This is a genomic window from Lysinibacillus sp. NPDC059133 (genome assembly GCF_042755925.1).
Taxonomy (GTDB): Bacteria; Bacillota; Bacilli; order Bacillales_A; family Planococcaceae; genus Lysinibacillus.
On the sequence record NZ_JBHZDH010000014.1, the window covers coordinates 12816 to 37477 of the forward strand.

At 38.2% G+C, this 24662-nt stretch carries 22 protein-coding genes; 4 read left to right on the forward strand and 18 right to left on the reverse strand.

Annotated features, from left to right (window positions below):
• Nucleotides 1–939: 939 nt before the first annotated feature.
• Nucleotides 940–1704, forward strand: coding sequence for a YheC/YheD family protein (locus ACFXN8_RS09860; RefSeq protein WP_386844737.1), 765 nt, complete (start codon nt 940–942; stop codon nt 1702–1704).
• Between the two features lie 229 nt (nt 1705–1933).
• Here ACFXN8_RS09860 and ACFXN8_RS09865 read toward each other — a convergent pair whose 3' ends face one another.
• The 3 genes from ACFXN8_RS09865 to mce form a co-directional block, all read right to left on the reverse strand.
• Nucleotides 1934–2893, reverse strand: coding sequence for a hypothetical protein (locus ACFXN8_RS09865; protein ID WP_386844739.1), 960 nt, complete (start codon nt 2891–2893; stop codon nt 1934–1936).
• A gap of 151 nt (nt 2894–3044) precedes the next feature.
• Nucleotides 3045–4592, reverse strand: a complete 1548-nt coding sequence (locus ACFXN8_RS09870) for an acyl-CoA carboxylase subunit beta (RefSeq protein ID WP_376074119.1) — start codon at nt 4590–4592, stop codon at nt 3045–3047.
• A 5-nt stretch (nt 4593–4597) separates the two neighbouring features.
• The gene (gene mce, locus ACFXN8_RS09875) at nt 4598–5011 is read right to left on the reverse strand and encodes a methylmalonyl-CoA epimerase (RefSeq protein WP_283868549.1); all 414 of its coding nucleotides are present in this window, start codon (nt 5009–5011) and stop codon (nt 4598–4600) included.
• 125 nt (nt 5012–5136) lie between these two features.
• On the opposite strand from mce, the gene prli42 reads away from it, so the two are divergent.
• Complete coding sequence (gene prli42, locus ACFXN8_RS09880; RefSeq protein WP_323647026.1) at nt 5137–5232, forward strand: stressosome-associated protein Prli42; 96 nt, start codon at nt 5137–5139, stop codon at nt 5230–5232.
• A 20-nt stretch (nt 5233–5252) separates the two neighbouring features.
• On the opposite strand, the gene ACFXN8_RS09885 is transcribed toward prli42, so the two are convergent.
• The 10 genes from ACFXN8_RS09885 to ACFXN8_RS09930 form a co-directional block, all read right to left on the reverse strand.
• Nucleotides 5253–6230 (reverse strand): aromatic acid exporter family protein, encoded by a 978-nt coding sequence (locus ACFXN8_RS09885; RefSeq protein WP_376074118.1) that lies wholly within the window; start codon nt 6228–6230, stop codon nt 5253–5255.
• Nucleotides 6231–6456: 226 nt separating this feature from the next.
• Nucleotides 6457–6897, reverse strand: coding sequence for a BrxA/BrxB family bacilliredoxin (locus tag ACFXN8_RS09890; protein ID WP_079561759.1), 441 nt, complete (start codon nt 6895–6897; stop codon nt 6457–6459).
• A gap of 193 nt (nt 6898–7090) precedes the next feature.
• Nucleotides 7091–8188: a methylmalonyl Co-A mutase-associated GTPase MeaB gene (gene meaB / locus ACFXN8_RS09895; protein WP_386844743.1), complete on the reverse strand. Its 1098-nt coding sequence runs from the start codon at nt 8186–8188 to the stop codon at nt 7091–7093.
• Complete coding sequence (scpA, locus tag ACFXN8_RS09900; RefSeq protein WP_376074116.1) at nt 8188–10341, reverse strand: methylmalonyl-CoA mutase; 2154 nt, start codon at nt 10339–10341, stop codon at nt 8188–8190. Before scpA ends, meaB begins: the two co-directional genes overlap by 1 nt.
• Nucleotides 10338–12035 (reverse strand): methylmalonyl-CoA mutase family protein, encoded by a 1698-nt coding sequence (locus ACFXN8_RS09905; RefSeq protein ID WP_483869453.1) that lies wholly within the window; start codon nt 12033–12035, stop codon nt 10338–10340. Before ACFXN8_RS09905 ends, scpA begins: the two co-directional genes overlap by 4 nt.
• A gap of 132 nt (nt 12036–12167) precedes the next feature.
• The gene (locus tag ACFXN8_RS09910) at nt 12168–13511 is read right to left on the reverse strand and encodes a dihydrolipoamide acetyltransferase family protein (RefSeq protein WP_376074131.1); all 1344 of its coding nucleotides are present in this window, start codon (nt 13509–13511) and stop codon (nt 12168–12170) included.
• Between the two features lie 362 nt (nt 13512–13873).
• Nucleotides 13874–14857 (reverse strand): alpha-ketoacid dehydrogenase subunit beta, encoded by a 984-nt coding sequence (locus tag ACFXN8_RS09915; protein WP_142507157.1) that lies wholly within the window; start codon nt 14855–14857, stop codon nt 13874–13876.
• On the reverse strand, nt 14857–15873 hold the full coding sequence (locus ACFXN8_RS09920) for a thiamine pyrophosphate-dependent dehydrogenase E1 component subunit alpha (protein WP_376074114.1): 1017 nt from the start codon (nt 15871–15873) through the stop codon (nt 14857–14859). The genes ACFXN8_RS09915 and ACFXN8_RS09920 overlap by 1 nt, the downstream gene beginning before the upstream one ends.
• A 223-nt stretch (nt 15874–16096) precedes the next feature.
• Entirely contained in the window at nt 16097–17524 is a 1428-nt protein-coding gene (gene lpdA, locus ACFXN8_RS09925; protein WP_376074113.1) for a dihydrolipoyl dehydrogenase, read from the reverse strand.
• 108 nt (nt 17525–17632) lie between these two features.
• Complete coding sequence (locus ACFXN8_RS09930) at nt 17633–18727, reverse strand: Leu/Phe/Val dehydrogenase (protein WP_376074112.1); 1095 nt, start codon at nt 18725–18727, stop codon at nt 17633–17635.
• 309 nt (nt 18728–19036) lie between these two features.
• Between ACFXN8_RS09930 and ACFXN8_RS09935 the strand changes: the two genes are divergently transcribed.
• Complete coding sequence (locus tag ACFXN8_RS09935) at nt 19037–19273, forward strand: DUF2627 domain-containing protein (protein ID WP_079561768.1); 237 nt, start codon at nt 19037–19039, stop codon at nt 19271–19273.
• A gap of 131 nt (nt 19274–19404) precedes the next feature.
• Here ACFXN8_RS09935 and ACFXN8_RS09940 read toward each other — a convergent pair whose 3' ends face one another.
• From ACFXN8_RS09940 to ACFXN8_RS09955, 4 genes are all read right to left on the reverse strand, one after another.
• Complete coding sequence (locus tag ACFXN8_RS09940) at nt 19405–20130, reverse strand: glycerophosphodiester phosphodiesterase (RefSeq protein WP_376074111.1); 726 nt, start codon at nt 20128–20130, stop codon at nt 19405–19407.
• Nucleotides 20123–21694 (reverse strand): flagellar assembly protein A, encoded by a 1572-nt coding sequence (locus ACFXN8_RS09945; RefSeq protein WP_386844749.1) that lies wholly within the window; start codon nt 21692–21694, stop codon nt 20123–20125. The genes ACFXN8_RS09940 and ACFXN8_RS09945 overlap by 8 nt, the downstream gene beginning before the upstream one ends.
• A gap of 382 nt (nt 21695–22076) precedes the next feature.
• A complete protein-coding gene (locus ACFXN8_RS09950; protein ID WP_376074109.1) occupies nt 22077–22262 on the reverse strand; it encodes a hypothetical protein in 186 nt (61 codons plus the stop codon).
• 57 nt (nt 22263–22319) lie between these two features.
• Nucleotides 22320–22700, reverse strand: coding sequence for a PH domain-containing protein (locus tag ACFXN8_RS09955; RefSeq protein WP_376074130.1), 381 nt, complete (start codon nt 22698–22700; stop codon nt 22320–22322).
• 337 nt (nt 22701–23037) lie between these two features.
• On the opposite strand from ACFXN8_RS09955, the gene ACFXN8_RS09960 reads away from it, so the two are divergent.
• A complete protein-coding gene (locus ACFXN8_RS09960; protein WP_376074108.1) occupies nt 23038–23460 on the forward strand; it encodes a DUF3139 domain-containing protein in 423 nt (140 codons plus the stop codon).
• A 455-nt stretch (nt 23461–23915) separates the two neighbouring features.
• On the opposite strand, the gene ACFXN8_RS09965 is transcribed toward ACFXN8_RS09960, so the two are convergent.
• Nucleotides 23916–24074, reverse strand: a complete 159-nt coding sequence (locus ACFXN8_RS09965; RefSeq protein ID WP_376074107.1) for a hypothetical protein — start codon at nt 24072–24074, stop codon at nt 23916–23918.
• Between the last annotated feature and the right edge of the window lie 588 nt (nt 24075–24662).

Here is a 24662-nt window from a genome sequence, read left to right on the forward strand (position 1 = left end):
TGGTTTTCCACGTTATAGTATACGTTTTATTTTAGCACAACGTTTAAAGAGTTGAAATAATTCGCTAACATGAACTATGCTATTTTATGAAGGAATAGCAATTATTTCTTAGCGTAATTATACTGATGCTTCGTTTAGATAAATAGCTCTTCGGCAAAACGTGGGTTGATTTCCGTTCCGACTGGGCGCTTTCCTGGGGGCGCCGGACCAACAAATTTTATCTGCGCGAAAGCATAGCGACAGCGACAGATGTTTTTTGTGCGAAAGCGGAGTGTTAACGTAGCGACAGCGACACGAGTTTGGTCACGAAGGCGTTATCATAGGACGTGATGCCTTTACGCTATTGGCTCACTCCATGGGCTCGGGCCAACACGATGTTGGTACGAAGGCGTTATCACAGGATGTGATGGTTTTAGCCTTCGTTCCTCTATTGCTGACCCCCAAGGATTCGCCCAGCCTCTGTAACTTTTGAAAAAAGATTGATTAAAATTGACAATCCTCAATTTTGGGATAAAAATAAGCCTCGGATTTTGAACAAAGTTTGATCAAAATACGAGGTTTTACCTGTAATTTAATCGGTTGATCAGATGGACTTACAAACTCAATCCAATCCAGCTGATAAGCTTCTGCAATTTCACACATTCTTTTTTTGTCTATATGACTAAAAGTAAAGATTAGCGGGGCAAATATATTAGAAACTAATGATTTTGAAATCAATAAAATGGATGTATTGAGAACAATCATAATGCTACTTTTCTAGTGTAGTAAATTTATTATGACTCTAACAGAAAAATAGGAGATATTAGTCGCGTTACCAAGTCTCACCCACCCATGCAAGATATATCTATTTACATACAATACAGTAACCTCCATAAGTGGGGAGGACTACACTATTAATACAAAAGAAATAAAAATATCTAACTAAATGAGGTGAGTTTATTGAAAAACGGACTTGGAAAATGGGAACAATTCTTACTTTTAAAACAAAATCCTTTAACAACTAACTGCATTCCAGAATCAACACTTTACAGTCTAGAAAACCTAATCTATTTATTAAATAAGTATGAGTATATTTATGTGAAACATAATAGCGCTGGACAAGGAAGAGCAATTTATAAAGTCTACAAAAGAAAAGATGGACACTATTGTTTTAACGGATTTACCATGCAAGGTGAAGAAATAAGTAAATGTGTGGCAGCAATTGAAGATTTCCACCAAGTTCTACATCCATATGAGAAACACGGTAGATTAAGCGGAATTTATATTATACAGGAGGGGGTCAAAAGTCTAACCCCTAATGGGGATTCAATATCCATTCGTGTTCATGTTCAAAATCTAAAGGGAAAATGGATAATTGGTGGAATTTACGGAAGGCTTGCAACTGAGGATCATGGGATTGTCAATTCAAATCGGGGTTCTCAAGCAATATCGATTGAAGAATTATTATCAGGTTATTTGATGATGGATAATACAAAGAAAGATCAAACAATAGACTCTCTAAAAGAAGATTCAATTTTAGCATCTGAAGTAATAGCATCCCACTTTCCTTGTAGAGAATATGGCATTGATTTTGGAATAAATCTTGAAGGAAAACCTATATTATTTGAAGTAAATACAACGCCAAGCATACGTAGTTTTGCCAAAGTTGATAGGGCGATCTGGAAGAATATTGTTGAGATTAGGAAAATGCAAAATGAAGGCTAAGATTGAAATGTAGTTATTTTTCATTTTAGTCATCAGCATATTTCTATTCAATAGACATACATCAAAAAATTACTTTCCCTACTATAATTTTAGGAAAGAAGAAACTTAATTGCATCCGTTACTTGTGAACGATTAGGAATTTACCTTTAAGAAAAAATGGATTATGGTTGGGTAGGCTACAACGAAGAAAAAACCTGTGAAAAGAGGGAAATTCTTTTCACAGGTTACTTTACATCTCATTTTGAAAGATCGCTTCTTTTTCTTTATGTAGAGATTGCAAATAGCCATCTGCCTTATTATGTTTATCCTGTAGACGCAAGATCGTATTATGTACATCATCTTGTACACGAGAAACCTGCTCTCTTGCGGTAGATATTTTAGAATGGACAGACCAAGCTGAAAATATATCATCAAAGAAATAGTCCGCAAATTTTACAAATCCATCTGTTTCAACTGCTAACGATTTCGTTGACATATCTTGTACATCCAGTAGTTCGTTTTGGAAGCGCTGTAATGCAATTTGAGCATTATGAAGATAATTTTCGGACTCATCAAGTGCATCATGCTTTAAATGTGTAGCAATGAGACCCCCACCAAAAAACGTATCCCACGCTGAGTAACCACTTGCAGAATGCAAGGACTCTGCAGCTTGTCCAAGCTTAGTAAGTGCTGCTTCACCAGCTTCTTCTGCTTCCTCTATCTCTATAATAAGTTGTTTCGTTAACATTTCTTCATGCGCTAATTGTTCAAGCCTTTTTGCCTGTTCAGGCTCATGTATTTGTAAATAGCCTTTCTTTTTAGCATTTAATTGCTTTAAAATTTCTTGCAACTCTTGTTCGTTAATTTGAGCAAGTTTAGTGTTTATTTGCCGTAAATCATCTGTCAAATCAACTTCCATCTTCTTTGCTTCATTTATTTTTAATTCAAGAATAGCTGCTTCATCAATTTTTTCTGCACGTAGCTCATCTTGTTGCCCTGTCCACGTACGAATCGTATTCATAAAAGAAAAACCTTCTAACTTATCGAGTTTCAAACGAATTTGATTGAGTGCTTTAGAATGTTTGTAAATTTCCTGTTGTGCACGCTCGATTTGCCTTTCAATTAAATCCTTTTGTTCACTTAACCTACTAGCAGTTCTTAATTGTGCATGAATCATTTCTTGCTCTTTTTGTAATTGTTTCCATTCCATTCATCTCAACTCCTCTTACATATATGTACGGATGAAAACAGGATATGTTTCAATTATCTGTTATTTTTAATAGATCTTTTATTATCTAAAGTTCGTAAAAATCACTAAGAAAAGCCTAGTAATCCCAAAGGATACTAGGCATGTACAATTTTTATAGAGGAATGTTTCCGTGCTTTTTCTCTGGACGTGTTTCGTGTTTGTTTGATAACATATCTAGCCCTTGAATTAGCTTAATACGCGTATCACGTGGATCGATAACATCGTCTACCATACCGCGAGATGCCGCAACGTATGGGTTTGCGAATTTTTCTTTATATTCTTCAATTTTCGCTGCACGTGTTGCTTCTGGATCTTCTGATTTGGCAATTTCACGCGCGAAGATAATATTAGCTGCACCTGCCGCACCCATAACAGCAATTTCTGCGTTTGGCCAAGCAAATACTAAATCAGCCCCAATTGATTTAGAGTTAAGCGCAACGTACGCACCGCCGTATGCTTTACGCAGAATTACTGTAATTTTTGGTACAGTTGCTTCTGAGTATGCATAAAGTATTTTCGCTCCGTGACGGATGATACCACCATGCTCTTGTTTAACACCTGGGAAGAAACCAGAAACGTCTTCAAATGTGATGATTGGTATATTGTAAGCATCACAAGTACGAATGAAACGAGCAGCCTTGTCTGAAGAATCAATATCTAACCCACCAGCTAATACTTTAGGTTGGTTACATACAAGACCAACTGATTCACCAGCAATACGCGCAAAACCAACTACTACGTTTTTCGCAAATTCTGAATGAACTTCCATAAATGAGCCTTCGTCGACGATTTGCTCGACTACTTTACGCACATCATAAGGACGAGTTGTTTCGATTGGTACAGCATCCACGATTTCTGGACGATAGTCATCACCCTCTGGACGTGCCTGACGCGGAGCTTTTTCTTTATTATTTTGTGGTAAGTAGCTTAATAGTTTCTTAATTTGATCAATCGCTGCTTCTTCAGATGGTGCGCGGAAGTGTGCGTTACCACTTACAGCGTTGTTTACTTTAGAACCACCTAAATCTTCAGCAGAGATTTTTTCACCTGTTACCGTTTCGATAACTTTAGGTCCTGTAATAAACATTTGAGATGTTTTATCAACCATTAGAATGAAGTCTGTAATTGCTGGAGAATATACCGCCCCACCAGCACATGGTCCCATGATCACTGAGATTTGCGGAATTACCCCAGAGTAGATTGCATTACGATAGAAAATATGACCATAACCATCAAGTGAAAGTACACCCTCTTGAATACGAGCACCACCCGAATCATTAATACCGATAAATGGTGTACCATTTTTTGCAGCCAGATCCATTACTGTTGCCATTTTTTTTGCGTGCATTTCACCAAGTGCTCCACCAAATACTGTGAAATCTTGAGAGAATAAGTATACCGGACGTCCGTTGATTTTACCGAAACCTGTAACTACGCCATCACCAGGGCCTTCCATCTTGTCCATGCCGAAGTCCACTGTACGGTGTGTAATGAATGGGTTGATCTCGAAAAATGTACCTTCGTCTACTAATAATTCAATACGCTCACGAGCAGTTAATTTGCCTTTATCATGCTGCTTCTCGATGCGCTCATAGCCGCCACCAAGTTCAATTACTGTCTTACGGTCATACAAGTCATTAATTTTGTCGAACATATCCATACTGATCACTTATCCCCTTTTCCACTTTTATCGCATAATTCATATAACACACCGAAAGATGATTTCGGGTGCATGAAAGCAACCTCTGCACCACCAGCACCTGGTCCTGGCTCTTCGGATAAAAGACGTACGCCTTTTTCACGAAGTTCAGCCATACGCTCACGAATTCCTGTTACACCGAAAGCTACATGGTGAATACCTTCCCCACGTTTTTCGATATATCCGTGAATAGTACTTTTTTCACTCATCGGTTCTAATAACTCAATTTTCACATTACCCGCATCTATGAATGCAACACGAACCTGTTGAGATTCTACTTCTTCCACTTTTAGCAGCTTTAAGCCTAAAGTTTCTGTATAATATGTAATGCGTTCATCTAGATCGCGGACTGCAATCCCAATATGATCTACTTTCTCCATGGTGACATCTCCTTCTGTTATGGTACATAATCTATTTTACAGACTTTTTCGTCAAAACTCTACTACTTGAGAAATTTTTCAGATTTGATAAACTATTTATAAGAAAAGAAGGAGCGAACGAGCATATGAGTAATAAAAAATTTCAAAAAATCGTAGTTTATACGATGGTCGCAATCATGGTAATTTCAACTCTAGCATTTGGTTTATCGATGATAGTGTAATGAAAAGCTAGGCGTCCGCATTACTGCGGGCGCTTTTTCTTTACCTTTAACCCCTTAAAAGACTGCTTAATTTCTAAATATCGATCCATTTCCTCAATAAATTGATAAAGTGCCGCTTGTGCTAAAAATTGCTCATGATTTTTCGGTAAAGGTAACTGGGCGAAATCTATCTTTACCTGCTCTAATTTCTCTCTAAAATGACTAGCCGTATTTCCTGAATGAACATGTTCACCGAGGTCTTGTAAAAAGTCAGCAACGATCACAGCCTCTTGTACTATAACAGGAAGCGCCGTTATTTTTGGCAAAACCCTATCAATAATTTCTAGCTGCTGTTCACGCATATCAAAATACACGTAGTAGTCATTTTCTCGTCTCGTAAAATGATTTTCAACATCTTTAAACGCTAGGGATTTTGCACTATTTAATGCTTTAATCGCTTCAATAATTTCCTGCCCATCCCACAAAGTATCGCCTTCTCTTAAATAGTTGGCAATTTCTAAAAATATCTTACTGTAAAGTTCCTCAATTTTAACTCGGTAGTAATTTAATTCCTTTTGAATGTCTGGCATATACATATTTATAGCTATTCCCGTACCATAACCAATTGCCATTAATGCGAATTCATTATAAACAAGTGCCAATGAAAAGCTTTTAGCAGCATAAATATGCATGATAATAACGGCACTAGAGACAAAGCCATCTGCTACCTTTAATGACACAATTGTTGGTATAAAAATGATCAGCATACCTGCTAATGTAAGCGGATGATAGGAAAATAGCTCAAAGCTCAAAAATGCATAAAACATTGCGATAATACTTGCGACAAATCGTGTATAAGCAGCATGAAGAGATTTTTTCTTCGTTGGCTGGACACATAATATTGTTAGAATACCAGCAGATGCATAAGAAGCTAATTGAAAGTATTGGGCAATGGCAATAGCGATTGCTGCGCCAAATGCCGTTTTTAATGTACGATAGCCGATTGAAAACTTCTTCAAGTCGACTGCCTCCTATCTTTTAGTACTCTACTTATTTTATTCAATTCAAAGAAAACTATAAGCTAATCGTTTAGCCAATATTACGAAAATTCTAAATGCAATTCTACTGAAATCAGTGGAGAAAGCGATGCTAATTTGGAGAATTTTTTAGTAGTAAGACTCCGCAGACATTTTATAGCCTGCGGAGTTTTCTGCTAAATGAATAGCTTTTCTTTAATTGAATAAATTAAAGTTCGTCGCAGTATTCCTCAAAGTTTGCTTGTAGGTTTGTTACTACTGACATTGGGTCATGACCTTCAATTTCATAGCGTCCAACTTCTGCTACTACTTGTCCATCTTTTAATAACACAAATGATGGGGAAGATGGTAAATGATCTTCACCGAAGAGATAGCGAGCAGCTGCAGTTGCTTCTTTGTCTTGACCAGCAAACACCGTTACAAGATGGTCTGGACGTTTATCGTAATGTACGCATTGTGCCGCTGATGGACGTGCGATACCTCCTGCACAGCCGCATACTGAGTTTACCATGACTAATGTTGTACCTGGACGAGCAAACGCCTCTTCAACAGCTTCTGGTGTGCGAAGCTGCTCATAACCAGCAGCCTCAATTTCTGCACGTGCTGTTTTTAAAATTTCTTGCATAAATAAATCGTAATCCATATTCATATAGCGATAGCTCCTTTCAAGTTCGCGTCATCATCATCAATTATGCTTCGGCATAATTGCGTCCGAAGGCTTTACCTTCTTTCAGCTGAAAGAAGGTAAGCTTACTAGCTTTAGATATTCGACGCTCATACATCTCCTATCATAGCAGTTAGTGACGAATTTGTGCACCTACTTGCTCACATATTAGATGATATTATTTCTGCGATGGTTCATCGCTAAATAAACGATCTACACCTTGTGTAACTGTCAACTGTCCATTTAAAATTTGACGTTCTAAAAGTTGCACCTGTGCTTTACGTTCTGGATTACCATAAAACATATCGATTAACTGGTCGGTAATCATCGATTGGAACCAATCTCTTGTCTGATTTTGACGTCTGATTGACCAGTAATTATTGGCCTCAACGATTTGTCTGAACTCCCCTATTGTATTCCAGACTTTGTCGAAACCACGTTTTTCCCACGAGCTTACCGGCATTGCTGTGGACATCCAACCTGGAGTTGCAGGCTGTAAGAAATGTAAAATTTGCTTGTACTCGGATACCGTCTTTTTAGCCAGACGAACATTATCACCATCAGCCTTATGCACAACGATGGCATCCGCTAGCTCCATAATGCCCTTCTTCATGCCTTGTAGCTCGTCTCCGGCACCTGTTAAAACTAACAGCAAGAAGAAATCAACCATACCACGGACATACGTTTCACTTTGTCCAACACCAACTGTTTCTATTAAAATGACATCATAGCCAGCCGCTTCACAAACAAGCATCGTTTCACGTGTCTTTTTATGAACACCCCCTAGGGTACCAGCTGATGGAGAGGGACGAACGAATGCATTAGGCTTTCTCACGAGCTCCTCCATTCGAGTTTTATCGCCTAAAATACTTCCTCCCGATAAAGAAGAGCTTGGATCAATCGCAAGGACTGCCACTTTTTTCCCCATCTCACAAAGCATCGTTCCGAAAGCCTCAATGAACGAACTCTTTCCCGCACCAGGAACGCCTGTTATTCCAATACGGACACTGTTTCCTGTATGTGGTAGAAGCTCTTGTAGGAGTTCTTGTGCTTGTACTTTATGTGTTGCATTTGAACTTTCAATGAGTGTAATAGCTTTTGACAAGTGTGTACGAGAGCTTGCACGTACTTCTCGTGCAAGCTCCTGTATGTTTAAATTGCCCGCTTTTTTCTTTCGGAATTTTTTCGGTGTACCATATTGCATTCCGTCGTGAGTTGCCTCTACTCCGTCCATAACAAATAGCGCACTTTCAGGCATTCCTTTGTTTTTGTCCATTATTCAGACACTTCCTCATAGCCTAAACGTTTGTAGATCTCCTCAATAATCTTTTGTGCCGATACAGGAATAACTGTACCAGGTCCAAATATCGCTACTGCGCCAGCTTCATAAAGGAAGTCATAATCTTGTGCTGGAATCACGCCTCCAACAATAATAATGATATCTTCGCGGCCCAGTTTTTCTAGCTCTGCTACTAATTCAGGCACTAGTGTTTTATGACCAGCAGCTAATGAAGATACACCAATGACATGAACATCGTTTTCCACAGCCATTTGAGCTGCTTCAGCAGGTGTCATAAATAATGGTGAAATATCTACATCAAAGCCTAAGTCAGCATATCCTGTTGCCACAACCTTCGCACCACGGTCATGTCCATCTTGTCCCATTTTCGCTACTAAAATACGTGGGCGACGACCTTCATTTTCAAGAAATTCCTCTGTCATTTGTTTCATTTCAGCAATTTGCTCTTCATCTGAGAAGTTTGCAGAGTAAACGCCAGAGATTGAACGAATTACTGCCTTATGGCGACCTGAAACAACTTCGATTGCATCAGAAATTTCACCTAAAGAAGCACGAGCACGCGCTGCATCAACTGCTATTGCTAATAAGTTTTCTTCACCATCTTGCGCCGCTTTCGTTAATCGAGCTAGATGCTTTTGTACTTCTGCTTCATCACGCGCCGCCTTCATGGCTTCTAAACGTTCAATTTGCTTTTGACGAACTAATGTATTATCAATATCTAGAATGTCGATAGGTTCTTCTTTATCTAAACGATATTTGTTTACACCAACGATCGTTTCTGTTTTAGAGTCGATTTTCGCTTGACGTTTTGCCGCAGCTTCCTCGACTTTCATTTTTGGAAGACCTGTTTCAATCGCTTTCGCCATACCGCCAAGCTCTTCGATTTCTTCAATTAATGCCCATGCAGATTTCGTAATCTCATCTGTTAATTTTTCCACATAGTACGAACCGCCCCATGGATCAATTACTTTTGTCATTGCCGTTTCTTCTTGTAGGAACAGCTGTGTATTACGTGCAATACGTGCAGAGAAATCTGTTGGTAGCGCAATCGCTTCATCAAGTGCATTTGTATGCAGAGATTGTGTATGCCCCATTGAAGACGCATTCGCTTCGATTAATGTACGTGTCACATTGTTAAATGGATCTTGCTCTGTTAATGACCAACCAGATGTTTGTGAATGTGTACGAAGTGCTAATGTCTTAGGATTTTTCGGATTAAACGTTGACATCATTTGTGCCCAAATTCGGCGTGCAGCACGCATTTTTGCAACTTCCATGTAATAGTTCATACCGATTGCCCAGAAGAATGATAAACGCGGTGCAAAGGCATCAATATCGATTCCAGCTTTTAGCCCCGTACGAACATATTCAAGACCATCTGCTAATGTATAAGCAAGCTCGATATCATTTGTTGCTCCAGCTTCTTGAATATGGTAACCAGAAATCGAAATAGAGTTAAATTTCGGCATATATTTCGCTGTATATTCAAAAATATCTGCAATAATTTTCATTGACATTGCCGGTGGATAAATATATGTGTTACGAACCATGTATTCTTTTAAAATATCGTTCTGAATCGTACCCGCTAATTGGTCTGGTGTAACGCCCTGCTCTTCAGCAGCAACGATATAGAACGCAAGAACTGGCAATACAGCACCATTCATTGTCATAGAAACTGACATTTGATCCAAAGGAATTTGATCAAATAAGATTTTCATATCTTCTACAGAGTCAATCGCTACTCCAGCTTTACCAACATCCCCTGTTACACGAGGATGGTCTGAGTCATAGCCACGGTGAGTTGCTAAGTCAAAGGCAACAGAAAGTCCTTTTTGACCCATTGCTAGATTACGTTTGTAGAATGCATTTGATTCTTCAGCTGTTGAGAAACCAGCATATTGGCGAACAGTCCAAGGTCGAGCTACATACATAGTAGGGTATGGACCGCGCGTATTTGGCGCAATACCAGCCACATCATTTAAATGTTTAGCCTCTTTAATATCTTCTTTTGTGTATACATCTTTTATTTCAATACCTTCATTTGTCATGAATTTTTCTTCTGACGCTTGAGGTGCTTTTGATGCTAAAACTTTTTCGATTTCAACTGCACTAAAATTTGGCTTGCTCATCGTTGGACCTCCTTCATGCTAGCGAACACTGAATTTAATTTTTCGATGATGTTCTGTCCTGCGAAAATAAAGCCGTTTAAGCCATTTGCTAACCAAGCTTCTTCTTCGTCTTTAAATTTACCTGCAACGTCAACAATTACGTTTGCTGGTTTGCCAGCTAAAATGGCTGGTACCAATTCTTTTGTATCGTCATCATTACCTGCAATGACCACGTATGTTGCTTCTGTAGCATTTAACCAAGCTAATGCTTCTTCAGCTGTAGCAATTGGTTCACTTTTTTCTGGTACTAGACCTACAGTATTTAAGAAACCTGATACGAAATCAGCACGTGGTTTTGAATTTTTTAGTGTACCTAATGCTAAGATTCCTGTTTTCACATTTGCTGCTGTCATTTCCGCACGTAATTGTTCAAAAGGTTTAGCAATGCGCTTAATTTCTGCAAACGCTGGGTTTGTTGCGCTTTCAAGCACATCTGCTGGATTGGCATAAATATTTGTACCGATTAATGATTGCTTACGCGTTTGTACCGCTTTGATACGAGCTTGATAGGATTTTTCTAGTTCCTCCATAAGCTTTCCAGATACAGTGTAAGCGTCGATGCCTCCAGCTGCTTCAATTTCTAAAAATAATGCCCAAGCTTCTTTCACAAAATCTGCTGTTAATGACTCAATAAAGTAAGAGCCACCAGCTGGGTCTATCACTTTTAAAACATTTGTTTCTTCTTTTAAGATTAAAGATACATTTCGTGCAATACGAACCGATTGATCTGTTGGTTTCGTTAATGCATCATGAGGGTGAACTGTAAAGACATCCGCACCACCAATTAAACCAGAAAGAGCTTCATTCGCAGAACGTAATAAGTTTACATAAACATCCAGCTTCGAGAAGCTTCTTAACGATGTTTCGGCAATAGTTGGAACTTTTACGCCATTAGTTACTCCATAAGCGGATGAGAACGCTTTCCAAAGTACTTTAAAAGCACGGAGTTTGGCAATCTCTGTAAAGAACTGTGTATCCACTGCAAATGATACATAAAATTTCTTCGCGAACGCTTCAAAGCTTTCTTCTTGATTTGCGTATTTTGCGGCTAATGCAAGTGCATATGCTAACTCTTGTACTGCGTTTGCTCCTTCATTATGATAAACCGTTGTGTCCGCACCGATTGAGCGCACGCTCGGGAAATCATTTAAAGAGATGGAGATAGGATATTTCGATACGATGAAACCTTTTACAGCTTCTCGCTGATCAACTGCTATTTTGTCGAATACTGCTAATAATGGGTCCTTTGAATTTTCAACCGACATTTTAAACGAATATTCAGAGAAATAAGTCGCTAATTGTGCCACTACTTCTTCAGTCCATTCAAAATTCACATGGCTATCAATTGTTACTACTTCATTGCCTCGAGCTAAGCTATCATCAAGCTGTGCGAAAAATGCCTCGCTTGTTTCAGCATATATTTGCTGTGCCACTCGAAATGCTTCGTTATTTTGTAGGGAACGGATTGTAGCAACTTGTTTATCAAGTTCTTCACCAAGTTTTGCTACTAAACTTTCTTGGGTGTAAAGAGGTTCTAATGTAATACCTTCACTCGTTTTCGTTAAAAGAGACTCGAATGGTTTCCCTTTTAAAGCCTTGATTGCTGCATCTTGCCATTCTGAATAGGACGGCATTTCAAATTCAATATTTTTCATGTTGTTTGACATGCGGACGCTTAATCAGCTTCCCCCCTTAGTAGTTTCTATTTGTTATTCTACATGACAAATTGCGACTCGGAAAGCAAAAAAAAATCGGAAACCGTTATATAACAGGCTTCCGACAAGTCATCAGTAGACTGACGTTGAAGATTTATTTGTATTTTCGAGTATTTCTTTCACTCTATTGAGGAATTTACCACAGACAAGTCCATCAAGAACACGATGATCTAAAGATAAACATAAATTCACAATATCTCGTGCAGCGAACATTCCACCAGGTAGAATAACCGGTTTTTTTACAATACTTTCCACTTGAAGGATCGCCGCTTGCGGGTAATTAATGATGCCCATCGACTGAACAGAGCCGAATGCACCCGTATTATTGACCGTAAATGTACCACCTTGAATATCATCCATCGACAGTTTTCCGGCACGAACTTTCACTGCAAGCTCATTAATTTCCTTCGCAATGCCTTTAATCGATTTTTCATCAGCGTGTTTTATAACAGGAACGAATAATGCATCCTCTGTTGCGACTGCAATGGAAATATTGATGTCATGCTTTTGTATAATTTTATCCTCTGCCCACATGGAGTTCATCATCGGGAATTCCTTTAGAGCTTGAGCAACAGCTTTTACAAAGAAAGCAAAATACGTAATATTAAATCCTTCTTTTTGCTTAAATTCTGTTTTCATACTATCACGATATGCGACTAAATCTGTAACATCCACTTCCATCATCATCCATGCATGTGGCACTTCATGAACGCTTCGTACCATATTATTAGCGATAGCACGGCGCACCTTCGTTACTGGAATTTCAATATCGCCTGCTTGCATTGGTTGTGTAGGTGTGGCGGCTTTAGTATTCACCTGTGATGCAGGTGCTGTAACTGGTGCTGATTGTGGTACGTTTGCATCGACTACAGGTGAAGTTTCCACTAAAGGACTTGGCACATTCCCTGTTTCAATCAGTTTCATTAGGTCTTTTCTTGTAATACGTCCACCTTCACCAGTACCTGTGATTTGATCAAGGGCAATTTCATACTCTTGTGCAAGTCGAAGAACAGCTGGTGAATAACGTACTTTATCCTGGCGAACTGTTTTTTGTGATGCTTTAATAGCAGTAGTTGGCTGCTGTGTTTCCTGTTTCTTTTGTACACCTGCATTTAAAATTGCCGTACTTACCGCTGATTTTTTCGGTGGAGGCGGAGGAGGTAACTCACTGTCACCTGCTATTTCAACAGAACAAACGACTGCACCAACCGGTAACGTTTGCCCTTCCTCTGCAAGTAGCTCTGCTATGACTCCTTCAAAAGAAGACGGGATTTCTGCATTTACTTTATCTGTTACAACTTCTGCTAGTGGATCATATTTTTTTACTGTATCACCTGGCTTGACAAGCCATTTTTCAATTGTACCTTCTGTTACACTTTCGCCGAGCTGTGGCATTGTAATATTTTGAATAGCCATCATCTATTCCCCCCATCAATTATGCCTAGGTGTAATTGCATCTATCAAATTACTATCATATTTATAATATACTCATCATCATAAAGTGCGGGTTGATTTCCGTTGCGACTGGGCGCTTTCCTGAGGGCGTCCGATGAGCCGGTAATCCCTAAGGAGTCGCCCAGCCTTCACTCCAATCAACTTATATACATGACATAACGTTTTAAAAAATGTCATTCCGAACTTTTGATGAAGAGCCTTAAAATACCTGTGACATTTATAAGCTTTAGGCTATGACGCATAGATAAACAATCACATTTATTTTAACTTTTAAAAGCTTCTATTTACCACATGAGTGGATATCAGAAATAGATCCTTTTAAATTAGAATGCGGCAAGTTCTCGCATCGCACGCTCTACTTTATCAGGGTTGATCATAAAATATTTTTCCATTGTCGGTGCATACGGCATAGCCGGAACATCAGGTCCTGCAAGGCGTTGAATTGGTGCATCAAGTTCAAATAAACAATGCTCTGCAATGATTGCTGCAACCTCACTCATAATGCTACCTTCTTTATTATCCTCAGTAACTAGTAAAACTTTACCTGTTTTACTTGCCGCCTCAATGATTGCTTCTTTATCAAGTGGATATACCGTGCGTAGGTCAAGAATATGCGCTGAAATACCATCTGCTGCTAGACGCTCTGCAGCTTGTAATGCAAAATGGACAGCTAAACCATACGTAATAACAGTAACATCTTCTCCTTCCCGCTTAACATCTGCCTTACCAATCGGCAATGTGTAATCGTCTACTGGGACCTCCCCTTTAATAAGACGATATGCACGCTTATGCTCAAAAAACAGCACGGGATCTTCATCGCGGATTGCTGCTTTTAATAAGCCTTTTGCATCGTATGGTGTTGAAGGTATAACAATTTTCAACCCTGGTGTTCCTGCAAAAAGCGCCTCAACAGACTGCGAATGGTAGAGCGCTCCGTGAATACCCCCACCAAATGGTGCACGTATAACCATCGGGCAAGACCAGTCATTATTTGAACGATAGCGGATTTTTGCTGCCTCAGAAACGATTTGGTTAACGGCAGGCATGATGAAGTCAGCGAATTGCATCTCGGCAATTGGACGCATTCCATACATCGCAGCACCAATACCAACACCTGCAATAGCACTTTCTGCAAGAGGCGTGTCAAGTACCCGATGTTCACCAAATTGCTCGTAAAGACCTGCTGTCGCTTTGAAAACCCCGCCCTTACGACCAACGTCCTCTCCTAAAATGAAAACACGCTCATCACGTTCCATCTCTTCCTTCATCGCTAATGTAATCGCATCAATATAAGACATCACTGCCATTACACGTCACCTCCGTCCACTGGTGCATATACATATTTCAAAGCATGCTCTGGTGCTGCATACGGAGCAGCTTCTGCATAATCTGTTGCATCATTTACTTCGGCCATGACACGCTCTTCTATTTCAGCACGTAGTTGTTCTGTCATAACTCCAGCATCTATTAGATACTTTTCAAATAACAGAACGGGATCCTTCGCCTTTCCTTCTGCTATATCCTCGGCAGTGCGATATTGACGATCATCATCATCCGAAGAATGAGCCGTTAAGCGATAAGTCACTGTCTCTATTAAACTTGGACCTTCACCTCTACGAGCACGATCAGCCGCTTCTTTCACAACCTTATAGACTTGCAACGGACATTTTCCATCAACTGTAACACCTGGCATACCATAGCCAATACCGCGATCTGATACTTTCGCACAGCCTAATTGACGTTCAACTGGTACAGAAATTGCATATTGATTATTTTCTACCATTATAATAACTGGCAGCTTATGCACTCCTGCGAAATTCGCACCTTCATGAAAATCACCCTGGTTAGAAGAGCCTTCACCAAGCGTAACAAAAGTAAGAAAATCTTCTTTTTGTAGACGACCTGCTAGAGCTACTCCCACCGCATGTGGAACCTGTGTAGTAACCGGTGAAGAACCTGTTAGAATACGATGTTTCTTATGTCCAAAATGACCTGGCATTTGACGCCCACCCGAAGTTGGATCCTCTGCTTTTGCAAATGCTGATAACATCAATTCTCTTGGTGTCATACCAAAATGTAAAACAACACCCATATCACGATAGTAAGGTGCAATATAATCTCTATTATTATCAAGAGCAAAGGCTGCCCCTACTTGTGCTGCCTCCTGCCCCTGGCATGAAATAACAAATGGAATTTTACCAGAACGGTTTAATAACCACATACGTTCATCTAGTCTTCTCGCCATTAACATCGTTTCGAATATTGCAAGTACATCTTCATTTTTTAAACCTAAATCCTCATGCTTAATTTGAACACCTTGCATACGAACACCCCTTTCGAACGTTTCGCTTTCGCTACAAAAGCACTTTCTAGATATAGATAACTAAAGCATTTATGGCTCTTCACTAAAATATGTACTTGATTGCACAGAAGGACGTTTTCCACAAACGTCACCTTCCCCTTTATGCGCTTTTATACCAATCTACCTTTTAATCAAGAACAAATTTTTGTTTTGATCCTAGACTTTAGTTACGAAACTATGAACCTTATAAATGAATGGCGCGATGATCCACTGCTAACGCTGATTCCGCTAACACCTCATTCAGTGACGGATGTGGATGAATAGCCTGGCTTATTTCCCAAGGCGTTGCATCCAATAATTTAGCAAGTGATGCTTCTCCAATTAAATCTGTCACATGTGGACCTACCATATGAATACCCAAAATATCATTCGTTTCTTCATCGGCAACAATTTTCACAAAACCATCTGTCTCTCCATTAACTAGTGCTTTTCCAATCGCCTTGAACGGAAACTTACCAATCTTCAATGAATAACCTTGCTCTCGTGCAGCACTTTCTGTTAAGCCAATACTTGCGACCTCAGGGTAAGAATAAACGCATTTCGGAACATTTAGAACATCGAGTCCCTCTGTTTTTCCCGTTGCAATATGCTCAATCGCAGATACCCCTTCGTGTGAAGCAACATGAGCTAATTGTAAGCCACCGATAACATCCCCTATGGCATACATATGTGATTCCTTCGTTTGATACGAATCATTGACTTTGATAAACCCATTTTCAACTTCTATTTCTGTATTTTCTAAGCCAATACCTTGTGTATTTGCTTCGCGTCCAACACAAAGCAATAATTTATCAGCCTCAAATAATTCATCCTGATCATTAATTTTTGCAGAAATGTAAACGTTATCATTTTCAACTTTAAAGGTTCCCGAATCTAAGCGAGCGTTCGTCACAATTCGGACGCCTCTTTTTTCAAGTTGTTTGGTTACTTCTTTTACAATATCCGCATCCTCTGCAGGTAAAATAGATGACCCATATTCAATGACCGTTACGTAAACCCCAAAATCACAAAGCATCGAGGCCCATTCAATTCCAATAACTCCTCCACCAACAATTAACAATGACTTTGGCAGTTCTTCCATTTCCAATGCATGATCAGAGTTCATCACATATTTACCGTCAACCGTTAGTCCTGCCATTCCTCTTGGCTTCGATCCTGTGGCAATCACCACATTTGTTGGAACTAGCATTTCATTTTCATCGCCATTACTCATTTCAACTGAAATAGTTCCAGGCATCGGTGAGAAAATGGATGGACCTAAAATTCGCCCTATTCCCTGATAAACGTCTATTTTCCCCTTTTTCATCAGTGTATTCACACCTTGGCTCAATTGCTCAACAATAGCTTGCTTCCTGTCTTGCACTTTGTCGAATTGCAATGTAACTCCTTCAATACCAACACCATATTCAGCAGCTGTTTTATTTGCCATACGATACACTTCTGCACTTCGAAGTAAGGCTTTACTTGGTATACAGCCTTTATGCAAGCATGTTCCACCTAGTCGTTCACGTTCGACAATAGCTGTTTTTAAGCCCAACTGTGCAGCTCGGATTGCAGCAACATAGCCCCCTGTACCTCCACCTAAAATGACAACATCATAGTTTTGAGCCATATGGATTCCCCCTTGTGAGAAAAATACTAAACATTCATTTAATCTATTAATTTACGATAAAGTTAGAAGAAGTCGACAATGCGACTTCTTTCAACGAATAAGCGGTTCTTAACGACCGTGTAAAATATTTTTTTCATTTTTTAAAAATTGGCTACGAGACTTTGATACTCGAGCGATACGTTCTTCTGCTAAACGATTAGCTGCAACATATGTCGGTATACCATCACGTTTAGAAATCGCGAAGATTTTTTCGATGCTATCATAAATTCCTTCGACACGCTTCATTGCACGTTCACGGTTATATCCATATAATTCATCAGCTACATTTATTACTCCACCTGCATTAATCACATAATCAGGTGTATAAACGATCCCTAATTCATGTAAATAATCACCATGTCGAGAATCTTGTAGTTGGTTATTGGCAGAACCTGCGATAACCTTTGCTTTTAGTTGCGGAATCGTTTCATCATTTAAAATCGCCCCTAATGCACAAGGTGAGAAAATATCAACTTCCTGTGAATAGATTTCCTCCGGTGCTACAGCAGTCGCCCCAAAATCATTTACAACTCTATCAATTGCCGCTTGATTAATGTCTGTAACAACAAGTTTTGCACCCTCATTATGTAAATACTCGCAAAGCTTGTAGGCAACATTTCCTAGACCTTGTACAGAAATAGTACGCCCCTCTAATGAGTCAGAGCCAAACGCTTCTTTTGCAGCTGCTTTCATCCCAAGGTAAACTCCGTAAGCAGTTACTGGCGAAGGATTTCCTGATGAACCAAAAGCAGGGGAAATTCCCGTTACATAATTTGTCTCCTCATGCATTAAATCCATATCTGTCACTGTTGTACCTACATCTTCTGCCGTAATATAGCGACCATTAAGCCCTTGGATAAAACGTCCTAGTGCACGGAACATTTCTTCATTTTTATCTTTAAATGGGTCACCGATAATAACCGTTTTTCCACCGCCAAGGTTTAAACCAGCTGCAGCATTTTTATAAGTCATCCCTCGTGCTAAACGCAATGCATCCTCTATCGCATTTTCTTCTGATGCATATGTCCACATACGTGCCCCGCCTAATGCTGGTCCAAGTGTTGTGTCATGGATAGCGATAATCGCTTTTAACCCCGATGCTTCATCTTGGCAAAATACCAATTGTTCATAATCATACTTTTCCATATACTTGAAGATTTCCATGAAAACTCGCCCCTTTGCTTTGGAAAGTGCATTCTCAAATGCCCATCCAATTCAGTATAATTAAAGTTCGAAAAATTGTTTAACAATGGATAATATTGCTCCATTTAATTTTACAATACTGACAATTTCACAATTTAGCAACTATTATTACATTTTCTTGTTTAAGTAAGAATTTTCTAAAGATTCTGTTACGATTGCTATGTTATGTCTTACTTGTTGTTGGGTTAATCAGTTCCATAGTTTTATAACGTTTCTTGACATTCCAATCTCCACAGGTACAATTAAACTTAGGAATAAGGAGGGACATGCATGGCTCGTTTTGCTGCATTTATAGTAATGCTTATTCCAGGTCTTATGGCTGCAGGTGGCATTAAATTTATGCGTGATACATTATTTGGTAAGCTCATCTCACCTTTCCCATTTTTATGGCTACAATTTGTCGTTGGCATTATTCTCTTTGTTATAGGCTTTGGCTTTTTCGCAGGATTTTTACTTCACCGCGATCGAAAAAATGGAAAAGTGGCTCCGCGCTTCCAAAAAAAATAAAAATAGCTATCCTATTAAGTCTCAACAGACTTATTGGATAGCTATTTTTATAGTCATTCAAAACGTAAACAACACATGTTTATTTGTGCGAAAGCGAAGCGTCAGCAACGACTTCGCCAAGGTGAAATTGATTAACGTTGTTGTCTCTCAATTACTTTATCCGGAAAATCAGTAATCCAACCAATTACAGAAGGATGCGGATTCGTTAAAAATGTTTCATTTCCATCAATTGCATAAAAACGACATGCTTTATCACTCGCTACACAAGCCTCTAAATATCTTGGTTTATAATACTTTTTATGCATATGAACACTATCAATTGCTTTGTAATCACTAAGCAAATCCCATTTTAATTTTTTCGTTGCTATAAGTGCTGTTTCATAGTCTGGCTTATATTGTTTCACAATCTCTAGAAGCTCATAGTGAAACGATGAAAAATGACTGCCAGTAGGCAAAGTAAGCCCATGAAGCATTTGAATAAGTGCGCTTTTATTATCAAGGATTGTTGATTTTAATTCGATATTAAGGGGAAACTGTTGAGAATTTGCCCATGCTAAAACAACTTCAAACGTCGGAATTTTATACGTTGAAAATAATCGTCTCCACGGCTTCCCAAGTTTAAAGCTTACTAGCTCCTCTTTCGTACATTCGTTCACAAGCTTATTGATACCAACCAATCTTGACAGCTGTGGATCATGAAACACTACTGGAATGCCCTCTTTTGAAAGCTGGATATCTAATTCAATTCCATCTGCCCCAAGGTCTAATGCCTTTTCAAAAGACTTCAAGGTATTTTCAAGTGCATACGCTGAAGCTCCACGATGGGCAAATACAGGAATAAAAGATTCACTAAGCATTTAACTCACCAAACTCAATAAGAAATTTACCCTTTTTCACCTTACTTAATAAGGATGATTTTTTGCCAATTTGAATATAGGTACCAGGATAAGCTTCCTTCGTAACAGTAATTTCCTCTTTTCCAGCATGACGCATTTCATCCATTATTAGCTTAACCTCACGATCAATGGTCACTGCATCCGCTTTCAATTTTGCTAAAATTTGTTTCGTACCCTCAAATGTAGCTATTTGCTCCTTAGACATTTGGTTTAGGAGTGGCAATAAGTTTTTTATTTTCCCCTCGTACTCAGAGATTTCCGATTGCAGTTGCTTAAGCTTTCCCGCCTTCTCTTGCATAATAGAATAGCTTTCCTGTTTATTGACGCTTTCGATGATTAAATCCGTTCGACGCTCTAAACGATTTCCTGAAATGGCAGTAACGATTGTATTTTTTGCTACTGCACGGCCTCCAATAATTTTTCCTTTTCGTTCGTCCACAAAGATAGAATGGGCAATTAGCTGGGATCCCAATGAATAAAATCCTATATGGATACTGTCAGCTGCAACTAGATTTGCCTCATTGACATGCTTAACGAAAATATTGCCGCCTGCCTCTACAATAGTTGAGCCTAAACCAAAAATCCCTCCACGAATATAAACGTCACCTTCAATGGATTTAATCAGTTTGGCACCGCTTACACCTTCAGCACCCTCGATGGAAATATCTCCAGTAGCAATGACTGTATAGCCTGATGTAACTGTTCCTCTAATGCTTAAAGAGCCATTAAATTCGAGATTCCCTGTTTCAACGCCAACGTCCCCATGAATTGGCAAATGTCTATTAACACCAATCATGCCTTTGACATCATCTAATACACCAGCTATTTTTGAACGGATGACAGTCTTCCCATCCTCTTCCACCTCATAAGCCGATTTTTTATCATATCGTATAGAAGAATCACGACCCGGTACTGCAGCCATCATTTCACCTAGTACATTTTCCCCTGTTTTACCTAATGTCGCAGGTATTTTCTCGCCTAGCCACGAACCTTCGGATATTTCAGAAATAAAGTTCATGTCATAATAATCAGCTTTGCCATCTTCGCGAATTACTGGCTTTCTCTCTGGTTTAGGTAAGTATGTAATTTGTGCATCTGTCCCTGCTACTGGTTGTGTACCTTGAGCAATTAAAAATGCTTTTCCTGTCTCAATCTTAGAAATATCAAAATTTAATATTCCATGAACAATTCCTTCGTTTTCGATAGTTTCCAGAATTTGTTCCGTTAATTTCTCTTTATTCTTTAGAATATAATCATGTGGTTCATAGACAAATATTGAGGCAGACATTTTATCTCGTGCAACTTCAGCTTCAACATTAGGAAGCCAGCGTCCAATTTCAACAGGGCTTGTGCTTTCAGTTGCTAAGACATTTTTTAATATTGAAAAATTCGACAACTTAAGTCGGGGATGACTTCGTAAAATACTATCAAATTCTTTTAATGGAAAACCGGCACTGTAAGTAAACATATATACCTTGCCATTTTCTTCCGTTATTTCGAATTTATCATTTCGAACTAGAATCAAGCTACCTCCTCCTTCCCTCTAACTGTAAGTATATACAATCTATTTACATTTGTTTAGAGACAATTGTCACTACTCAGAAAGAAGATACACGTACTTTATAAGCAATATATACATCCACCATTTTCATTTTCACATCATTATTAGTCGATTTATACTATATAAAAGCAAGGTTTTACTCAGTCTTCAAAATTTCACTGTCCACATTGTATACATTTCACTGTTAATAATCAGGAAATTTACTTAATTTTTAACTAACCTAAATAATTGATAATATATCTGTCATAATTTTCATAATCATACTTAGGCCTTCAATACTAAATAAACATGCCCTGGAAACCGTTTATACAGACGTTCGAATAAAGTTGAATGATGGTTACTAGCCCTACTCTAGAATAGCCTCAATGTGAAGGTGCGCACCTAATTGATCAAAATTTAGGAGCTGCTCACGTGTCATATAGTAAACGCTAATGCTTCCATTCATTCCAAGCCGCACTTCAAATAAATTATCTTCTATTTGTGTTATTTCTAACGAGTTTTTTTCGTCAAGCTGTATGTTTACGCTTTTCATATGTTATCACCCCATTAAGTTATAAACGATCAACAGCATTGTTGATCGTTTAATTTATTACTTTCCTAATACATGTTCCGCTAACACACTTTGAATTTTATATATGTTAGTTGATTTATTAAAATTTTTTTGTATCGGTAATTCACTACCGGAAACCCAAATTTTTAACTCTGCATCAAGATCAAATGTTCCCGCCGTTTCAACTGAAAAATGAAGAATACTCTTATACGGAATTGAATGATATTGTGTTTTCTTTCCAGTGACTCCTTGTTTATCGATTAAGATAAGTCTTTTATCCGTAAAAATAAACGTGTCTCTTATAATTTTATAGGCATTCTTAATTATTTCATTAGGTGTTAATAAATCTTTAACTTCTTCCCGTAATTTTTCTAGATTAACTTCACTAGCATTACCTATTATACCATCAAATAATCCCATCTTAACTCCCCCTCCAAATGTCCATCCTCCATTTAAAATATGAGATGTTTTTTCCATAAATTCAACACAACTCCGTTAAACGATCCTATTTATAACTTCGAATAAGCAGCAATTTCCAATTGACTAAATACTAAAATAGTGTAAAATTACACTACAAGAGATGTTTTAGTGGATAAATTTGAGCAAATGGTTTGTAGCTTCAATTTTACTCGGAATAATAGGGAGTATTCCATTTTTCAATAAGCAAAACAAAGCCTATCACACATCAATCAAGGACTTGTGCGTAAAAAATGATTATTGTTAAGAAGGAAGCAACAATAAAGAAGGGTGACGTAAAATGAATAAAAAAAAGATATATATTACAATTAGTATCCTAATTGCTGTTATTGTCATTGCTATTCCAATGGGTTTTATTTATGTGCTAAACAATGGTAATCCATATACAAAATACATCGCTAATAAGTATGTTCCAGAATATTTGGAAGAGAAGGGATATACAGACGAAAAAATTGAAGAATCACATTATGTTCAGCCAAAGTACTTAATAAATAAAGATTTTTTTCATGGACATTATATGGTTATTTTTAAAGATGAGCCGAATACAACCTATTATTATGGAATAACTAAAAAAGGAAAACAAGTTCAGCAATTTTGTGAAAAAGACAGACTTTCATTAGATGGTGTTACTGAAATATTTGAGGGTGAGACAAAATATAGTGAGAAAGAATGTAAAAATTCTTTAGATAATAGAGATTTATAATGATAAGTCCAAGTTGAGACTCCCACCCCTAAAGGGATAAGCTGACAAAAAATTAATACGTTAACAAGGACTATTATCTCCTTTTCAACAATAGAATCAATAACCACTAGGACTTGTGCGTAAAATTACACACAAGTCCTTTTTTACGTTACCTCTATCCCCACCACATAGCTATTCAATAACGATTAGGCATCAGTGATACTGAGTTCCTGCTTTAAGTAATTTCGCAAAAAAGACACCCTTTCACTTTTTGATTTTCAAGGAAACCAATAAATGTAGGCGTGTCAAATTCACATGTTCGTATTTAGTTAATTATAAGTTATAACATTATTGAAGAAAAAAATAAGCTGATCTATATACGTTCATTTAACACCCCAATTGCTGAATAAGCGAGAATCTACATTACCACGTTTCTCACTTTATTAACTTATATCAATTATTGTGCATATGTAGTGTTACTGTCTCTTTTCAACAAATAACAAAATTAGTGTTGCAAATGGGCCTAATACAAGAGAAAGTAAAAACCAATTTAACCCCGTTCTATTTTTCCCTTGTGCAAGGGCAGCATTTATCAACGCCAATGTACCCCAACCTACGAAATATTGGTTATCCATAATCCGCCCCCTTATCTCATTTAACGATACTGCATCGTTAGTATACATTTCTTCACAAATTTGATTATAACACATCCAAATAACACGCTTCACAAAAGGTGCAAATACTGGTAATTTGTGACATCTCCATTAAGGATCGACTTATCAAATCACAAATTATTAATTTCACTATCTTCTTCTTTCAACATTAGCTACGTTTTAACAGCAACCACGATTTAAGTTGATTTCTGATTTTCTGCGAATAATAAACAAAGCCCTGTTTTCCCAACTTTGTTTTACGTAATAACAACGCATTACCCCGCAAATCTATATCAGATGCTACAACTTCCAACAATTCACCTATCCTAGCTACAGTATTAAAGATTAATCGAGCTATTACCCAATCGCAGTACTGATCGAATTTCGTAACGTCGAAAGAACGGATATACTGTTTTCATTCATTATCTTCGAGCATAACTTTGATTTTTCGCTTCGGTTTAACATTCTTCAAATCCTTCAAATGATTGCTGCGAATAGAATGCATTTATGTTACGTATATAATTCGCTATTGTCGTTTTACTTACCAGCTTGCCAAAATCGCCTCGTCGT

Coding starts and splice junctions, on each gene's coding strand:
- ACFXN8_RS09865 (WP_386844739.1), bottom strand. CDS start 2,893: ATGGAATGGAAACAATTACAAAAAGAGCAAGAAATGATTCATGCACAA.
- ACFXN8_RS09870 (WP_376074119.1), bottom strand. CDS start 4,592: ATGGATATGTTCGACAAAATTAATGACTTGTATGACCGTAAGACAGTA.
- mce (WP_283868549.1), bottom strand. CDS start 5,011: ATGGAGAAAGTAGATCATATTGGGATTGCAGTCCGCGATCTAGATGAA.
- prli42 (WP_323647026.1), top strand. CDS start 5,137: ATGAGTAATAAAAAATTTCAAAAAATCGTAGTTTATACGATGGTCGCA.
- ACFXN8_RS09890 (WP_079561759.1), bottom strand. CDS start 6,897: ATGAATATGGATTACGATTTATTTATGCAAGAAATTTTAAAAACAGCA.
- meaB (WP_386844743.1), bottom strand. CDS start 8,188: ATGGACAAAAACAAAGGAATGCCTGAAAGTGCGCTATTTGTTATGGAC.
- scpA (WP_376074116.1), bottom strand. CDS start 10,341: ATGAGCAAGCCAAATTTTAGTGCAGTTGAAATCGAAAAAGTTTTAGCA.
- ACFXN8_RS09905 (WP_483869453.1), bottom strand. CDS start 12,035: ATGAAAAATATTGAATTTGAAATGCCGTCCTATTCAGAATGGCAAGAT.
- ACFXN8_RS09910 (WP_376074131.1), bottom strand. CDS start 13,511: ATGGCTATTCAAAATATTACAATGCCACAGCTCGGCGAAAGTGTAACA.
- ACFXN8_RS09915 (WP_142507157.1), bottom strand. CDS start 14,857: ATGGCAGTGATGTCTTATATTGATGCGATTACATTAGCGATGAAGGAA.
- ACFXN8_RS09920 (WP_376074114.1), bottom strand. CDS start 15,873: ATGCAAGGTGTTCAAATTAAGCATGAGGATTTAGGTTTAAAAAATGAA.
- lpdA (WP_376074113.1), bottom strand. CDS start 17,524: ATGGCTCAAAACTATGATGTTGTCATTTTAGGTGGAGGTACAGGGGGC.
- ACFXN8_RS09930 (WP_376074112.1), bottom strand. CDS start 18,727: ATGGAAATCTTCAAGTATATGGAAAAGTATGATTATGAACAATTGGTA.
- ACFXN8_RS09935 (WP_079561768.1), top strand. CDS start 19,037: ATGGCTCGTTTTGCTGCATTTATAGTAATGCTTATTCCAGGTCTTATG.
- ACFXN8_RS09940 (WP_376074111.1), bottom strand. CDS start 20,130: ATGCTTAGTGAATCTTTTATTCCTGTATTTGCCCATCGTGGAGCTTCA.
- ACFXN8_RS09950 (WP_376074109.1), bottom strand. CDS start 22,262: ATGAAAAGCGTAAACATACAGCTTGACGAAAAAAACTCGTTAGAAATA.
- ACFXN8_RS09955 (WP_376074130.1), bottom strand. CDS start 22,700: ATGGGATTATTTGATGGTATAATAGGTAATGCTAGTGAAGTTAATCTA.
- ACFXN8_RS09960 (WP_376074108.1), top strand. CDS start 23,038: ATGAATAAAAAAAAGATATATATTACAATTAGTATCCTAATTGCTGTT.
- ACFXN8_RS09965 (WP_376074107.1), bottom strand. CDS start 24,074: ATGGATAACCAATATTTCGTAGGTTGGGGTACATTGGCGTTGATAAAT.